The following is a 15,689-nucleotide window of genomic DNA, read 5'->3' as shown; positions in this document are numbered from 1 at the left end:
GAAGAAGGCATCCGCTATGTCGAGGATTTCTGAAAAAGCCCAAATATCGCCCTTTATGATTTTCTATCTAACCCATTCCATTCAATTTGGTGTGGGTGTTTTGGGTTTTCAGCGCATCATAGCAAAAGAAGCAGGAAACGATGGCTGGATGGTGGTTATTTTATCAGGAATCATTGCTCACCTTTCTTTTTGGATGATTGTCACGATGCTGAAAAGGTCGAAGGGGAAAAATATTGTTGATTTGCATAAGGAATACTTGGGGAAGTGGCTTGGTCACGCTTTTTCATTATTGATTACAGGCTATTTTATGTTTCTCGGGCTGACGGTTCTCATCACCTATACAGAAATTGTGGAAGTATGGGTTTTTCCGGATTTAAATGTGTGGGTGTTCACGTTTTTATTTTATTTGCTCGTGTACTATATTTTATCCGGTGGATTCCGGATTGTAGCAGGAATCGCCTTTTTAGGCGTTATACTCCCTGCATACTTGATTTTTACATTCATTTTCCCTCTGAAGTACGCTCACTATTATAATCTGCTGCCGATTTTTCATCATTCTCCAATGGAGCTTTTCGGGGGAATGTACAAAATGTCGCTTTCTCTGCTCGGTTTTGAATCCATTTTCTTTTACTATCCTTTTATAAAAAATCCAGAAAAATCAGCCAAATGGGGCCACTTTGGGATTGCTGTTACAACGTTTGTTTATTTGCTGATTGCGGTTGTTTCCATTATCTACTTCAGCGAAGAGCAGATTCAGAAAAACATCTGGGCAACACTGACTCTATGGAAGGTAGTTGAAATGCCTTTTGTTGAACGGTTTGAATACATCGGCATTGCCAACTGGAATTTAATTATTTTGCCGAACGTTGCTTTAATGCTTTGGTGTGCGTCAAGAGGGATGAAGCAGGTGTTTTTAATTCGTCAAAAGAAGACGATCGTGATTGTTTTAATTATCTGCTACTTTATGACCAATCTTTTTAGAAACAGAGCGCAAATCAATTTTCTAAATGACTTTATGGGACAGGCCGGCTTTTATTTAACCTATGTATATATCCCGCTCTTATTTGTTTTGACATTTGTAATCCGTAAGGTAAAGGAGAAGCAAAAAGGATGAAAAAAATCTTGCCAGTCTGCTTGCTGCTCTTATTTACAGCAGGATGCATGCAAAAAGAAGTCATAGATGAAGTAAACTTTGTAATGGGCTTTGGGGTAGATAAAGCGGAAAACGGCGGTTTTACTGGAACAGATGTCATCCCGGTTTACCTAAAAGATCAGCCAGTACAAACAGAAATCATAACAGACACGGGAAAATACTACAGAGAGATGTTCATCAATTTGCAAAAGCAGTCCTCAAATCCGCTTGTTTACGGAAAGCTTGAAGTGGCGTTATTTGGAGAGGATATGGCAAAAGAGGGGTTTTACGATGTAATTGATACCTTTCAAAGAGATGCAAGCATCGGATCAAACGTTTTCCTTGCTGTGGCAAGAGGGAAGGCGAGTGAAGTGCTGCAGGCAGACTACGGAACTCAGGGAACAGCTGATTACCTATACAACATGATCAGGCAGAATATTGAAACAAGGGATGTGCCAAGAAATAATCTGCATCTTTTTCTCTACAATTATTACTCAGAAGGAAAGGATAACTTTTTGCCGATTTTCAACAGTGCCGGGGAAGGGAAACTGGAAATTGACGGCATGGCGCTGTTTCATAACAAAAAAATGGTGGGGGAAATCCCTGTTGATGATATGATGTTTTTTAAGCTGCTGACAGATGAGTATACGAAAGGAAACTATAACCTTGTATTGCCAAATGGGAAAGTTTCATCCATTAAAACCATCAGCTCAGATTCCAAGCTGAAAATTGATAAAAAGAATCCTAATAAAGTTTTTATTTCCATGAAGGTTACTGGCTCCATCCCGGAGTATTCAGGCAAGAAGCTGACGCCCAAAGTATTAGCGACAATTGAAAAAACATTTAAAAAGATCATTGAGAAAAAAACGAATGAAATGATTACTCAGTTTAAAGAACTCAATACAGATCCAATCGGGATTGGCGAAAAGGCCAAACACACGGTAAGAGGGCTTAATCTCAGCGAATGGAAAAAGAATTATCATAATTTAGATGTTACCATTAAAGCAGATGTTGAGGTTTCTGAATCAGGGGTTGTAGAGTAAAAACAGGAAGCCCGCCGGGAAAACCGGCGGGCTTTTCTATAGGCTAACTCACAATGCCTTTTTGAATAATGTTTACCTGTACTTTAGGAATAATTTTGATGTTCGGATAAACTTCTTTCCATTTCAGCTTTTTCCATGTCTTCGGATGCTCTGAAATTAGATGCCTGCCAATGGCCAGCCCATCACAATTCGCTTCCTGAAGTTTGGAGATGATGGCTTCTGCTCTTGCAGTCAAATTCTGCGACAATTTTTTGTTTAAAGATTTGACAAGCTCCGTGTTGGTCAGCTCGTTATGCGGGAATTCAATCACTTTCGCATTCACCTTCAGCGTAAGCCTTGCGGAAATGCTGTTCTCGTCAGGTGCTGAGATGGACAGCTCTCTTTTTAATCCGGCAACGTCAATTGTCATATAATCCATAAAAGGATACGCATGCCCTGTCAGCACTTTATCGGTAAGACGGGCCTGTTTGCTTAATACATTATCCATCAGCTGATAGAGGACGGCATCTGAACCGTAAAGCTTTCCGGTCATTTTATATGTGTCAAACAAAGCAAGCCCATTAATGGAAGGAACCTGGTCAACATCTGTTTTAATCATGGGAAGCGTAAAATCCTGTCCGGGATCCACCATTTCCGAGCAGATCGATTGAATATTAATGTCCCTCGTGAAGGTGGCTCTTTGGGCGCTTTCAATTAAATCGGCAATATAATCGCTGGCCTTTATTTCCTGTTCTGCAGAGGTTTTAATAAGTTCGCCTGCTTCGCCTTCAACGACAAGAACTTTTGCATTGATTGCAGACTTTGGATCACGGTAAAAAACATCCATTAAATGAAAAATGTCCGTTTTCGCCAAGCTTTCTCCAAACAGCAGCACTCGGAGCTTAGATGCTTCAAAACGCTTATCAATCTTTCTGTCAAGCACATCCCTTATGCTCCTTGGAGAGGGCCCTGTGCCGTCATATACCTGAAGGTCTTCCTCTGTGGCTGCTCCTCCGCCAGCGTTTTTTGCTCTTCTCACCAATACTGAATTTTTCAGCAAGCCGTCTTTATCGAGATCATAAGCCGCTACCCGGATCAGCCGGACATCCTTCAGCAGGTTTTGATCCCAGCAGCCAGCCAGAAGAAAAAGCATGGCTGCCGCTGTGAGGCTAAGCCTTTTGATTTTCACGATTATCAGTCTCCTTTTTCTTTATAAAAAGGCTGAGCAAAATGACGGCGCAGGGAATCAGAAACACAAAAAGGTAGCTGCTGTAAGAAACATATTTTGAAAAAGCCGTCACAGCTTCATCTGTTTTCTCTGGAAACAATGTCCCGATAAAAAGGGAAATGGCAGGAATCCAAATAAACTTCCGGTGCGATTTTTTCTTTTTCTGCAAAAATGTCAAACCGGCCGAAGAAAGATAGAGATAGGATGTTAGCGTATTATGAACAAGCACAACCCAGAGCGACAGAAACAAGAGATCTGTCCGTTCAATCACTCTGAAGGTGAACGATTTCAGCAAATATAGAATAGGCTCCGGCACTAGCGGAATTTCTTCCGGACTGAAATAAATAAAGCTGACAATACAGGCGTACAAGTACAAAAGTGTTGTAGACATAAAGCCAAGGATGCCCGCAAGAATCTTCTTTTTCTCAGATCCCTCTGTCATCGGTGCTGCGAAAAAAAGAATCTCAAACCCAAGGAGGGAAAGCATCGCATTTTTACTAGTTGAGATAATGCTCATTAACCCCTCCTCGCCAATAGGAAAGATGAAGAGGTAATTGGCATCCTTAAGAGCAAAAGATATAAAAATGACCAGGACAAGCAGGAAAGGAGAAACCAGAACATCAAAGCGGCTGATGATCACTAAAGATTCCTTGGCAAGATAGGCTGCAAGGAAGATCAAAAACAGTCCGATGATCCAAGTCGGAGTTTCAGGAAGCACCCAGCGGCTGATGATTCGTTCAAACTGCACTACAATGGTGATTCCTATAGAAAGGAAATAGGCGGCATACAGCAAAATAAAGAGCTTGCCTGCTTTTTTTCCGAAAAAAAGCAACAACACTTCGTAGAGCGTTTTATCCGGGTGTTTTTTCAGAAGCAGAAAATAGAGCAGCAAAACCCCATCAATAATAAAACTGCCGATTAAGAGCGATATCCAGCCGTCCTTGCCTGCTCCCTGGAACAACAGGGAGGGAAGGGAGAGGACGCCTATTCCGACCTGGGTCTGGATAACAAGCATATACAGCTGAAAAAGAGTGAGCTTTTTATTGTTCATTTTTATCCCATCCTCTTCCAGCACGCTTCTTTTTCTTTAAAAAGCTCCCCTTTTCTTTTTTCATCCAGACAGGAAGCCTGATGAAGGTATCTGTGAGCCCTTGCAGATTAAAAGGAGCTGCAGGAGCGAAATAGGGTCTTCCAAAGGACTCCAGCTTGCAAAGCTTTGTCAAAATAAATATAATCCCGAAAATCATGCCGATGAAACCGAAAATGGAGGCAAGGATCATTAATGGAAAGCGGAGAAGCCTTACGGTCGTGCTCATTTCACTGGACGGCACAACATAGGAAGATACCGCAGTAACGGCTACCACCACAATCATAAGGTTGGAAATTAAGCCTGCCTGGACGACGGCATCGCCAATGACCAAACCGCCTACGATGCCAATGGTTTGGGAAATCGGAGTTGGCAGCCGGATTCCAGCCTCCCTGATTAATTCAATCGTCAGCTCCATCAGCATGGCCTCTAAAATTGGAGGATAAGGAATGCCTTCAACAGAGTTCTTCATTTGAACAATCAATTCCTGAGGAATAATTTCTAAATGAAACGCAACTGTTGCAATATAAAAGGCCGGCAGGTTAATGGCAATGACAAAGCTCGCCAGCCTCAGAAGCCTGACAAACGTGGAAGAAATCCAGCGGCTGTTATAATCGTCCGTTGATTGGTAAAAGGCAAAAAATGTAGTCGGCATAATTAATACGGTCGGACTGCCGTCCATAAACAGCGCAATCCTGCCATCAACAAGATTGGAAGCTACTCTGTCTGGACGTTCGGTATTCAGCATTTGCGGAAAAAGCGACCAGGGATCATCCTCTATGTATTCCTCCAAATAGCCAGGTGTCAGCACAATCTCTGCATCCACATAAGAGATCCGCCTCTTAATCTCCTTCAGAAGATTAGGGTCGTAGGACGTTTTCAAATAGGCAAGAGCTGCTTTCACTTTATTTTTCTTTCCAATATCAAACGTTTCAACCGCCATATCAGGGTTTTGAATACGGTACCGCATAATGGACAGATTGCTTTCCAAATCCTCAATAAAACCATCGTGAGAGCCGCGGATAATGCGCTCAGAACTAGGTTCTCCCGCGGAGCGCTTGACCTTATTTCTGAAAGAAAGCAAGTACACCTGCTTTTCATTATTAAGAAAAACAGCTGTTTTTCCGGACATGATTTCTGGAAGAATTTTTTTAAGATCGCCAGTGTTCGCCGTATCCGCTGCCTCAAGCATGCTTTGCAGATTTTTTTCTCCAGCCTGAAACAGCTTTGGGATAAACTCATCATGAATTTTCTCCTCTGAAGCCATTGGCGACAAATAAAAAAAGGAAAGGACGGAATGATTGATTTCCACTGTGTGCAGCTTCGCATCCTTCGTATCCGAAAATATCGATTGCAGCTGGGTAATTTTTTCCCTCACTGTTTTTCCGGTCCACTTTTCCCGTTCTGTAAAAAAAGTCTCTTTAGAACCGTCCTTTGGTGTCTGCATTCTGCATCCCTCACTTTTCTCTATCTTTTAGTTTGATACAGACGATGTAAAATATGCAGAAAAAGAGGGGAGAAAGGGAGGAGTGAAATAAAGAGGCAACTTGTCTCATATCCTGATAGTGGGAATTCTATGAAGGCAAGGAGAGAGAGAATGGATTCGTTTATAAAAGGAACAATGCTGCTCGTCATTGCAGCTTTTGCCGGGGAATGCCTGGAGTTTTTTGTTAACATGATTTTGGCAAAGCAGCTTGGTGAACATGGAATGGGAATGTATATGTCCATCCTCCCCTTTATTTTTTTCGTTGTTGTTATCTCAAGCCTCGAACTGCCAATCTCTATTTCAAAGTTTGTGGCAGAAAAGCAAAAAGAATACCATTACAGCATGCTCCACCATGCCTTCAAACTGACAGTAAAAGTAACTATTATGGTCCTTATGCTGATGGCAGCCGTCATTCCTTTCCTGCCGATCTTTAACGACTACCATCCGTATGTCAGGTATCTGCTGTTTTTGCTCGTGCCGATTATTGCTTTCTCCTCTCTCGCAAGAGGCTATTTCATGGGAATACAGCAGATGGATAAAATTGCGGTTTCCCAGTTTTTAAGGAAGGTCTTTCAGCTCGCCGTCCTTTTTGCATTATTCAGATGGATCAGCTTTAACCCGGAAACCTCCCTATTTGTCTCAATGGCAACTCTTGTTGCAAGCGAAGCTGTTGTCTTTCTGTACCTGATCACACACTATGTCCTTCAAATAAAAACTCTGAAACAAGCTGATTATACGGCAATGACAGGCAAGGAAGTCAGAAAAAGCCTATTATCCGTCTCACTTCCGACAACAGGACTGCGCATATTTCATGCTGCCGCAAACGCCATAGAACCCTTTCTCATTAAAAGCGCCCTGATCGCGGCAGGACTTTCAGGAACAGCGGCAACCGGACAATACGGGCTTCTGGCAGGAGTCGCCATGTCCATCGGATTCTTTCCGGCTTTTATCTCCCACTCGCTCATGGTCGCCCTGCTGCCGAACGTCTCTGATTCTGCAAGCAAAGGAGACAGCGCGAGGCTCAGGAGGCTTCTGCAGCAATCAATGCGGGCAACATGCCTATATGGAATACCAGCTGTAACAATAATGTACATTTTTGCGGATCCGCTCACACACCTGTTTTTCCACTCTGTCAAAGCGCCAATTTTCCTGCAGCTGCTCTGGCCGTATTTTCTCTTTCACTTTTTTATCCATCCGCTGCAGGCCTATCTGATCGGGCTTGGGCTTGTAAAGGATGCCTTTTACCACAGTGTTTGGTCAAACATTGTCTCCTTTCTGATCATGTACTGGCTCGGCTCCATGGGAAGCTTTCAAATGAACGGCATCATCATCGGCATGAATGTGGGGATTTTACTGCAAACCATGCTGCACTATTTGACCATATGCCGGAAAATTGGGTTGACTGTGTTTTTGGGGGAGAGCGGGAGGAAGGCTTATTGATGGAAGGGTGGGGTGGGGGAGAGAAGAGGGCTTTGAGTCTCTGTCCCCTTTTTTAATAGGCGCCTGTCCCCTGGTACAGCGCAGAACTAAAGACCTGTCCCCAAACGGATAAACACTTGAAAATGCAGGGCTTTTCATGGGCAGTCTCTGTCCTTTTATACGTTACTTAGCTGAGGGACAGGGACACACTAAGTGTCACCTGTCCCTTGGTGTGCTAAAGGACTGAAGGACTGGTACAGTATGATTTAGCCTTTGTCTGTCAACGCTCAGGGGAAGGATGACGTGTCCCTTGATGCTTTAACGCAATGGGGGTCAGGTTCCTAATATTAATGGGGACAGAGACCTCCCCGTCCAAACCTCTTGGCCCAATCTTCCCTTTTTTTCACCCCAACCCCCTATATTCCATAAAAACCCCCTTTTCAGGATATTTGCCGCAGGACAGGCCAACCACATTTACAATTCAGCAATTCACCTTTTACTTTTCCTTCATGGAGCAGTAAAGGAAAGTTAGCATCCATGATTTATTTTGAAAGGGTACAAATAAAAACTTTGGGGGATATATGACCATGAAATGGATGAAAGCTCTGGTTGCTGCTGCTGCGGTTTTGTTTGCTTTTGGTTCTGGTGCTCCTGCTGAAACGCCTTTTGCTGCGGAAAAAGCTGAGGCTGCTGCAAGCTATGATGAAGTGATTTATTTCCCTTCTGACCGCTATCCTTATACAGCGGCTCATATGAACGATGCAATCGCTGCCGGGCACTCGGATGTTTGCACAATTGACCGCGCTGGGGCGGATCAGAACCGTGAAGAATCACTTGCAGGAATTCCGACTAAATCCGGATATGACCGGGACGAGTGGCCGATGGCGATGTGTGAAGAGGGCGGATACGGGGCGGATGTGGAATATGTGCCTTCCTCAGATAACAGGGGAGCAGGATCATGGGTAGGCAACCAGCTTGAGGATTATCCGGACGGAACAAGGGTATTGTTTGTTGTTCAATAACATCAGAGACTTTCGTTCTATGGGAGGTGACTTGATGAAGCAGTGGCCGCCGGAAAAATTAATGATTTCCTACCAGCAGTTCACAGTGTATCAAAAGGGGGCAAAGAAGCCTCATTTGGATTGGTCTGATGATGCAGTAGAGAGAGGATTTACGGCAGGAGAAGATGCTGTTTCCTTTGCAGCGCTTGCAAGTACTGAGGCTGAAATTGAAGTTTGGATGGATGCAGAGCCTGATGAAAAAGGTGCTGTTCAATCGGTAACAGTTCCGTTTCAGGTGGTTGATGAAGGGATAGAAATCCGGAGCATTCTTTCAGGAAAGCTGTCTTATCCGATCCCGGCAGGGAATTACTATGTCACTTGCCAGGCAATCCCACTGGAAAAGCCAAACAAAGAAGGACTTTATAAAGTGAAATATGTCATCATTTTTAAAAGGGATGGATTAAAGGAAGCCAGCTGAAAAGCTGGTTTTTTTAAGGAATATAAACGATAATAATTATTATTTAAAAACTTTTATTGAAAAAAGCAGGTTATTTGCTATAATGTTGATATAGCAAATGATAACAGATTTTTTCGATATTGATTATGTAATTGATTATGATTATGATTCTCAATTAGGGGGATGCAGATGACACAAAAGGAAGCAGTATTAGCCAGGGAGCGCCCATCTGTCAGTCCTTTCCTTGCCAAGTGGAAAGAGCATGGAGAGCTGGCTGCAGCTATTTTTTCAGGAGTGCTGATTTTAGCCGGCTGGCTTCTTGAGCGCCAGTATTCAGGTTCAGCACATATATGGTTATATCTTTTGGCTTTTGTCATTGGCGGATATGCAAAGGCAAAAGAAGGAATAGAGGAAACCATTGCAGAGAAAACATTGAACGTTGAACTGCTGATGGTCTTTGCTGCCATTGGCTCTGCCGTAATCGGCTATTGGGCTGAGGGTGCAGCTTTGATTTTTATTTTTTCTCTCAGCGGAGCGCTTGAAACGTATACGATGAATAAAAGCAAACGGGAAATTTCATCACTGCTGGAATTGCAGCCTGAAGAAGCGGTCTTGCTTGTAAACGGTAATGAAACACGGGTTGGTGTTTCAGCGCTTGCTGAAGGTGATGTGATCCTTGTAAAGCCTGGAGAGAGAGTGCCGGCAGACGGGGTCATTGCGAAGGGAAATACAGCGATTGACCAGTCAGCCATTACAGGCGAATCAATACCTGTTGAGAAGAACGTGCAGGATGAAGTGTTCGCTGGAACAGTGAACGTAAATGGTTCTGTTGCGGTAAAGGTCACGAAGAAAAGCAGTGAAACGCTTTTTCAAAAAATTCTCGTGATGGTGCAGTCTGCACAATCCGAAAAGTCACCCTCTCAGCAATTTATTGAAAGGTTTGAGGGCACATATGTAAAAGGAGTTCTCGGGGCGGTTGCTCTTATGCTGTTTTTGCCTCATTTTCTTCTTGGATGGAGCTGGGGTGAAACGTTTTACAGGGCGATGGTGCTGATGGTAGTGGCCTCTCCTTGTGCGCTTGTAGCGTCCATTATGCCTGCCACCTTGTCAGCCATTTCAAACGGAGCAAGAAACGGCCTTCTCTTCAAAGGAGGAGTTCATTTGGAACAGCTGTCAAAAGCAGGCGTTATTGCATTTGACAAAACCGGCACACTAACAAAGGGAACGCCGGAAGTGACAGATGTTCTGATCAGAGATGGTTTGGCGGAGGAAAGCTTTTATAGAGCTGTTCTTTCTCTTGAAAAGCAGTCCAATCATCCGCTGGCAAAAGCCATTGTAAAGCATATTGAAGAAAAGCACGGCCATCTCAAGGCTGACTGGATAGCTGCCAAAGAGCAGTCAGGCTTTGGCGTGAGTGCTGAGCTTGAAGGGGACAGCTGGAAAATTGGGCGTGCTGAGCTTGCTGGAAAAGAGGAAGCAGCGGCGTTTTTGCAGAGCCGCAACGCAAATTTTGCTGAAGAAGGAAAAACTGTCGTTTATATCCGTGACAATCAAGGCATCGCAGGCGTGCTGGCATTAAAGGATGTTCTCCGGCCTGAAACAGCAGCTGCCATCAGGGAACTTAAGAAACTTGGCATCCGTACGGTTATGCTGACAGGCGACAGTGAAGAGACAGCGAGGGCTATTGCTGCTGAGGCAGGGGTTGACCGTTATATAGCCGGCTGTTTGCCTGAAGACAAAGTGAACGAAATGAAAAAGCTTGAAAAAGAGTTTGGAACTGCTGCCATGATTGGTGACGGTATCAATGATGCGCCTGCTCTTGCTTCTGCAAGCATCGGGATCGCAATGGGGGAAGGAACGGACGCTGCACTGGAAACAGCTGATATCGTTCTAATGAAAAATGAGCTTTCCAAATTAACAAAGGCTATTTCCATCTCTAAGCGGATGAACGGGATCGTGAAGCAGAATGTTATTTTCTCATTAGCTGTTATCTGCCTGTTGATCTGTTCCAATTTTCTTCAGGTGCTTGGACTTCCTGTCGGTGTTATCGGGCATGAAGGAAGTACAATCCTTGTGATATTAAATGGTTTGCGGCTGTTAAGGTAAAAAAACGGAGTCCGTTTGGGCTCCGTTTTTTTGGCTCTGTTAAAGTTGGCTGTTGATTTCCGTTTCAGGCGTCCGCTTTCCGCGGGCAGTGCGGGAGCCTCCTCGTCGATTCTCTCCTGCGGGGTCTCCCGTCACTTGCACTCCCGCAGGAGTCTCCCGCCTTCCACTTCAATCAACAGGTGCTCGAAAATCAACATTCTTTTTATAGCCTTTTTTTATAAAATCAGAATTTAAAAATATACGAAGGTCCAGCCGCTAGCCCCTCAATCCGCTGCCGCTTTTCTTAATCATACGTCCGCCCTTTCCATGTGTAGCCCTGCTTTTTGATGGATATTCCCATAGAGGCATACAGCAGAGCGAGAAATGTCCCTGCTATTGCCGGCATCCAAAGCGATATGGAAAGCTTCTGGCCTGTGCGCCAGTCAATGTAGGCTTTTTGCAGAACAATGATGATATAGGGAAGGAAAAGCAGCCAGTTTGCTTCCTGCCGGAAAATCAGCTGAACAATTCCTGCTAAAAGAAGGAATCCTGGAAGCAGATAAAAAACACTATAGAAGAGGGTCATGAGTCCGGCAAGGAGAAAGGATCTTCCAAAGCCGGGAAACACGTTTTTCCGAAACCCTTCCCATACTTCCCGGTTCGAGCTGTACATAAAGCAGGCAGCATAGCGGGTGATGTTGGCAAGAATCACTTTCTCTTTGCCTTTTTTTATTTTGACGGCAATGTGTACATCATCTACAAGCGAATCCTTGATGCTTTCATGCCCGCCGGCTTTTCGGTACTTCCCGGCATGAAACAGCAAAAATGCGCCGTGGGCTGCGGTAGAAGAAGGAATGACCGTAAAATTTGCCAGCAGAAATGGAAGGTGAAAATAAACGAGAAAGTGCTGCATCGGCACAAGCCATTTTTCAAGCAAATGAACAACCGGAAATCGGGGAAAGCCTGTGACAAGCGCCGCATTCTTTTTCATTAGAAGGGCAAGTGAGCTTTCAACGATGCTTTTGGCAAGCCTGACATCAGCATCAAGAAAAAGAAAATACTCCCCGTTTGCTTTAAGGCTCAGCTGATGGCACGCATGCACTTTCCCTGACCAGCCTTCAGGCAGCGGAGCCCCGTCAAGAACTGAAAACCGCTGATCATTGCCGATTGCCTGTAAGAGCAGCTCTTTTGTACGGTCCTGTGATCCATCATCAAGCAGGAAAAATTCGATATTCGGATAGGTGAGTTTTTGAAGCATATGAACCAAATCCTGTGCATTCCGTTCTTCATTGCGCAGAGGGACAAGCACGGATACCAACGGGAAATGAGACGGTTTCTCTTCTTTTAAGGCAGGAATAAAGCAAGAATTAAAGAGGGTCCATAATAGAAATGCCAGTAGGATACAAAGATAAATCATCATAGTTTTTCACTCCTGCTGCTAGTAAACGCCTTTTCTTTTGTGTAAAAGAAGGATTGCCTGTCTCCTGACAGGCAATCGATTTTTCAGCCGGTTTGCTGGCTTTCTTTCAGTTCATCTTCAAGAATAAGGTCTGCTGTCAGCTGCCCTGAGAGCGTGACCATTGGAACTCCGCCGCCCGGGTGAGTCGATCCTCCGGCAAAGTAGAGATTGCTGAGCACACTGCTTCTGCCGGGTATTTTAAAGCCGCCGTTTTTCTTGCGGTCTGTTTCAACGCCGTAAATGGATCCCCCGTTTGAGCCGTACAGCTCCCTGATATCGTCCGGTGTAAATGTATATTGGAATTCAATATGCTTTCTTAAGTCTGCAGCACCCATTCTTTCAAGCTTGTCCAGAACGAGTGATGTGTATTTTTCTTTCATGTCTGCCCAGTTTTCGCCATCCTTTAATGGCGGAACATGCGTGAGCACGAAGAAGTTTTCTTTTCCTTCCGGAGCCTGCATAGGATCGGACTTGGAGGAGATTCCTATGTAAACTGTAGGGTCGTCTGCAGGGACCCCTTCATCAAAAATTTGGCTGAATTCCTTTTTCGGATCTTCCGAAAAGAAAAAATTATGATGGGCAAGATGTTCATATGTTTTATCAACGCCAAGCAAAAGAACGAGTCCTGATACGGTCGGAGCGTATTTTTCCAAATCCTTTGCTGCCTTGGCGCTTCCGCTGTGCTCTTTTAGTACTGTGTTATAAAACGGAATGGCTTCAAGGTTGGATACAACAATGTCCGCTTCGACGACAGTGCCGTCTTCAAGTTCAACGCCAGTTGCTTTCATCCCGTCAGTGTGCAGCCTGATAACTTTTGACTGCAGCCTTACTTCTGCTCCAAGCTCGCCGAGCACTTCTTTCATCGCTTCAGCAATTTTGTACATGCCGCCGTGAACATAATAAATGCCGAGGCCAAGCTGTACGTGTGCAAGCTGTGAGAGAATCGCCGGTGCGTGATATGGTGAAGAGCCGATATACATGACGAGAAAATTAAAGAGCTGCTGCAGGTGTTTGTTTTTGAAATGCTTTTTCGTAATCTGGTCCATGGATTTCATCGGCTCCATTGAAAGCATTTCTTTCAGCGTATGATGGACCCTTAAATCATTTACGCCGTTAAGGCTTTTCTTGTAAAAGCTCTTCAGGCAATAATCATACATTTTGCTGCAATATTGCAGATAGTTGAAAAATTCAGCAGCATCTTCAGGGCTTTCCTTTTTAATTTGCTCAAGCATTGATGGAAGATCGCTTGTTAAATCAAGCACTGTACCGTCCTCAAAAAAAGTCCGCCATTGCGGTTCAATTCTGACAATGTCAAGATAGTCGGCAATGTCGCGGTTGGCGCTCTTGAAAAGCTGTTCAAGCACCCATGGCATCGTTAGGATGGATGGGCCAGTATCAAAAGAATAGCCTTTCCCGCTTCGAATATTGAGCTTTCCTCCAAGCCGTTCGCCCTTTTCCAGGATTGTGACGTCATATTGGTCTGAAGCAAGCCTGATCCCTGCGGACATGCCGCCGAGTCCGCCGCCGATAATAACCGCTTTCTTTTTCAATTATACTCCTCCTTTATACTTGTGAGAGACTGTGAAAAAGCCCTGTCTTTCTTTTCCTTTAAATCTTCCAATAGAAACATACTTCTGCGCATTCGAAAAATTTCCTCCCTGGGAATGTTTTTTAGTATGATAGAAGAAAGTGATAGAGAGATGGAGGGGTGATTTTTGTTCTTTTTGCTAGTATCATTGATGGCAGGTCTTGTGCTGTTCTGGCATGTCCCTTCAATGGAGCACATTCCCCCATACAGGCGAAACGAGACAGTAAAGGAAAAAATGTCAGTGATTATTCCAGCGCGGAATGAGGAGCGCAATCTTCAGGCTTTGCTTGCTTCCATCCATGCCCAATCCATGCTTCCGTTTGAAATCATTGTAGTCAATGATCAATCTGAGGATCAGACAAGAGAGATTGCCTCGAAATACGGGGTAAGATTAATTGATAATCCGGAGCTGCCTGCAGGGTGGCTCGGCAAATCCTGGGCGTGCTGGAACGGAGCGAATGCAGCAAAGGGAGAATGGCTTGTTTTTTTGGATGCAGACACTGTTATTGAAAAAAACGGACTGGCAAGACTTGCCGAGAATTTCGAAAGAAAAGCGGCATACGGCCTTCTGACGGTTCATCCTTATCATAAGATTAAAAAGCCGTACGAATCTTTATCAGCTTTGTTTCACCTGATCATCATCGGCTCTTTTGGCCCTTTCCTTCCCTTTGCTCAAAAGGTGAAGCCGAAAGGTGCTTTCGGTCAATGCCTTGTTTGTACGAAAGAAGAATACTTTTCTTTGGGCGGACATGAAGCAATAAGAGCAGAGGTTGTTGAAAATATGGCGTTGGGTAAACTGGCTGCTGCCAAAGGGCGCCGCGTTTTTGCAATGAGCGGGTGCAGAGCCGTCAGCATGAGGATGTATCCGAACGGAATCAAAGAGCTTGCTTTCGGGTGGGCGAAAAGCTTTGCTTCAGGAGCAGGAACAGCTCCTTTTTGGTGTCTGTTGCTCATTGTTATCTGGATTGGAGGAATTCTGTCTTTTGTTTTTCAGCTCCCAAAGCTATGGACAGAAGAATGGCTGCCTTATGCACTGATTTATGCGGCATTCGTCATCCAGCTCTCGTCTGCCCTCAGGAAAATTGGAAACTTCCGTTTTCTGCAGCTCCTCGTTTTTCCGCTTCATGCCTTATTTTTTCTTGCCGTCTTTATCCTTTCGTTCTTTTTAACCTTTATTAAAAAGAACGCCAAGTGGAAAGGGAGAAATATCATATTGGAAAAAAACAAAGCGGCGGACCGGAAATGAGCGCGGCGCTGGCTGTCCTATGGAATGTCTTCGCCCTTGTTCTTTACCAGCTTGGTATCGCCTATGCCTGCTCAAGGCTATCAGGCGCTTCTGTTGAAAAGCCGCGCTGGCTATATGAACAAAAGCCATTTGAGAAGTCCGGGAAATTCTATGATGTGTTTGCCATTAAAAAATGGAAGGACAGGCTGCCTGATGCCGGCGGTTTTTTTAAAGGCGGCTTTTCGAAAAACCAGCTTCGCGATAAGGATAAGGCTTATCTAGCCGTCTTTATATTGGAAACAAAGAGAGGGGAGCTTGCACACTGGCTCCAAATACCCCCTGCAGGGCTTTTCTTTCTTTGGAATGATGCAGCAGGGGGCACTGTGATTTGCCTGTATGCGCTGCTTTTTCACTTGCCGTTTATCGCTGCACAGCGATATAACAGGCTCCGATTAAACAGGCTGCTAAAAAGAATGGAAAAGCAGCAAACAATTTAAACT

Annotated in this window: 13 protein-coding genes; 8 read left to right on the top strand and 5 right to left on the bottom strand. The window is 44.4% G+C overall.

The genetic code is table 11. The features are described 5' to 3' along the window. Positions 1–16 precede the first annotated feature (16 nt). Both LRR81_RS17960 and LRR81_RS17955 read left to right on the top strand, forming a co-directional pair. Positions 17–1,114 carry a GerAB/ArcD/ProY family transporter gene (locus LRR81_RS17960; protein ID WP_231790782.1) on the top strand — a complete coding sequence of 366 codons (1,098 nt, stop codon included), beginning with the start codon at positions 17–19 and terminating at the stop codon, positions 1,112–1,114. Beyond that, positions 1,111–2,175: a Ger(x)C family spore germination protein gene (locus LRR81_RS17955; RefSeq protein ID WP_231790781.1), complete on the top strand. Its 1,065-nt coding sequence runs from the start codon at positions 1,111–1,113 to the stop codon at positions 2,173–2,175. The genes LRR81_RS17960 and LRR81_RS17955 overlap by 4 nt, the downstream gene beginning before the upstream one ends. A 43-nt stretch (positions 2,176–2,218) precedes the next feature. Here LRR81_RS17955 and LRR81_RS17950 read toward each other — a convergent pair whose 3' ends face one another. The 3 genes from LRR81_RS17950 to LRR81_RS17940 are packed head-to-tail and all read right to left on the bottom strand — an operon-like array spanning position 2,219 to position 5,916. Beyond that, positions 2,219–3,343, bottom strand: a complete 1,125-nt coding sequence (locus LRR81_RS17950; protein WP_231790780.1) for a Ger(x)C family spore germination protein — start codon at positions 3,341–3,343, stop codon at positions 2,219–2,221. Beyond that, complete coding sequence (locus LRR81_RS17945; protein WP_231790779.1) at positions 3,324–4,433, bottom strand: GerAB/ArcD/ProY family transporter; 1,110 nt, start codon at positions 4,431–4,433, stop codon at positions 3,324–3,326. Before LRR81_RS17945 ends, LRR81_RS17950 begins: the two co-directional genes overlap by 20 nt. Continuing rightward, the gene (locus LRR81_RS17940) at positions 4,423–5,916 is read right to left on the bottom strand and encodes a spore germination protein (RefSeq protein ID WP_231790778.1); all 1,494 of its coding nucleotides are present in this window, start codon (positions 5,914–5,916) and stop codon (positions 4,423–4,425) included. Before LRR81_RS17940 ends, LRR81_RS17945 begins: the two co-directional genes overlap by 11 nt. Positions 5,917–6,066: 150 nt before the next feature. On the opposite strand from LRR81_RS17940, the gene LRR81_RS17935 reads away from it, so the two are divergent. The 4 genes from LRR81_RS17935 (at position 6,067) to LRR81_RS17920 (ending at position 10,938) form a co-directional block, all read left to right on the top strand. Continuing rightward, positions 6,067–7,395 (top strand): polysaccharide biosynthesis protein, encoded by a 1,329-nt coding sequence (locus LRR81_RS17935; protein ID WP_231790777.1) that lies wholly within the window; start codon positions 6,067–6,069, stop codon positions 7,393–7,395. A gap of 560 nt (positions 7,396–7,955) precedes the next feature. Then, entirely contained in the window at positions 7,956–8,396 is a 441-nt protein-coding gene (locus tag LRR81_RS17930; protein WP_269448727.1) for a NucA/NucB deoxyribonuclease domain-containing protein, read from the top strand. A gap of 34 nt (positions 8,397–8,430) precedes the next feature. Next, entirely contained in the window at positions 8,431–8,853 is a 423-nt protein-coding gene (gene comJ, locus LRR81_RS17925; protein ID WP_231790775.1) for a competence protein ComJ, read from the top strand. A 168-nt stretch (positions 8,854–9,021) separates the two neighbouring features. Continuing rightward, positions 9,022–10,938: a heavy metal translocating P-type ATPase gene (locus LRR81_RS17920; RefSeq protein ID WP_231790774.1), complete on the top strand. Its 1,917-nt coding sequence runs from the start codon at positions 9,022–9,024 to the stop codon at positions 10,936–10,938. A 283-nt stretch (positions 10,939–11,221) separates the two neighbouring features. Here LRR81_RS17920 and LRR81_RS17915 read toward each other — a convergent pair whose 3' ends face one another. After that, a complete protein-coding gene (locus tag LRR81_RS17915) occupies positions 11,222–12,337 on the bottom strand; it encodes a glycosyltransferase (protein ID WP_231790773.1) in 1,116 nt (371 codons plus the stop codon). A gap of 83 nt (positions 12,338–12,420) precedes the next feature. Next, the gene (locus LRR81_RS17910; RefSeq protein ID WP_231790772.1) at positions 12,421–13,926 is read right to left on the bottom strand and encodes a phytoene desaturase family protein; all 1,506 of its coding nucleotides are present in this window, start codon (positions 13,924–13,926) and stop codon (positions 12,421–12,423) included. 165 nt (positions 13,927–14,091) lie between these two features. On the opposite strand from LRR81_RS17910, the gene LRR81_RS17905 reads away from it, so the two are divergent. Both LRR81_RS17905 and LRR81_RS17900 read left to right on the top strand, forming a co-directional pair. Next, on the top strand, positions 14,092–15,210 hold the full coding sequence (locus LRR81_RS17905) for a glycosyltransferase (RefSeq protein ID WP_231790771.1): 1,119 nt from the start codon (positions 14,092–14,094) through the stop codon (positions 15,208–15,210). Then, positions 15,207–15,686 carry a glycosyl-4,4'-diaponeurosporenoate acyltransferase CrtO family protein gene (locus LRR81_RS17900; protein ID WP_231790770.1) on the top strand — a complete coding sequence of 160 codons (480 nt, stop codon included), beginning with the start codon at positions 15,207–15,209 and terminating at the stop codon, positions 15,684–15,686. The genes LRR81_RS17905 and LRR81_RS17900 overlap by 4 nt, the downstream gene beginning before the upstream one ends. Positions 15,687–15,689: the final 3 nt, after the last annotated feature.

Source organism: Metabacillus kandeliae, from assembly GCF_021166585.1.
GTDB classification, from domain to species: Bacteria; Bacillota; Bacilli; order Bacillales; family Bacillaceae; genus Metabacillus_B; species Metabacillus_B kandeliae.
This window is presented reverse-complemented; position numbering and strand designations above follow the sequence as displayed.

Coding starts and splice junctions, on each gene's coding strand:
- LRR81_RS17900 (WP_231790770.1), top strand. CDS start 15,207: ATGAGCGCGGCGCTGGCTGTCCTATGGAATGTCTTCGCCCTTGTTCTT.
- LRR81_RS17930 (WP_269448727.1), top strand. CDS start 7,956: ATGACCATGAAATGGATGAAAGCTCTGGTTGCTGCTGCTGCGGTTTTG.
- LRR81_RS17920 (WP_231790774.1), top strand. CDS start 9,022: ATGACACAAAAGGAAGCAGTATTAGCCAGGGAGCGCCCATCTGTCAGT.
- LRR81_RS17945 (WP_231790779.1), bottom strand. CDS start 4,433: ATGAACAATAAAAAGCTCACTCTTTTTCAGCTGTATATGCTTGTTATC.
- LRR81_RS17960 (WP_231790782.1), top strand. CDS start 17: ATGTCGAGGATTTCTGAAAAAGCCCAAATATCGCCCTTTATGATTTTC.
- comJ (WP_231790775.1), top strand. CDS start 8,431: ATGAAGCAGTGGCCGCCGGAAAAATTAATGATTTCCTACCAGCAGTTC.
- LRR81_RS17940 (WP_231790778.1), bottom strand. CDS start 5,916: ATGCAGACACCAAAGGACGGTTCTAAAGAGACTTTTTTTACAGAACGG.
- LRR81_RS17935 (WP_231790777.1), top strand. CDS start 6,067: ATGGATTCGTTTATAAAAGGAACAATGCTGCTCGTCATTGCAGCTTTT.
- LRR81_RS17955 (WP_231790781.1), top strand. CDS start 1,111: ATGAAAAAAATCTTGCCAGTCTGCTTGCTGCTCTTATTTACAGCAGGA.
- LRR81_RS17915 (WP_231790773.1), bottom strand. CDS start 12,337: ATGATGATTTATCTTTGTATCCTACTGGCATTTCTATTATGGACCCTC.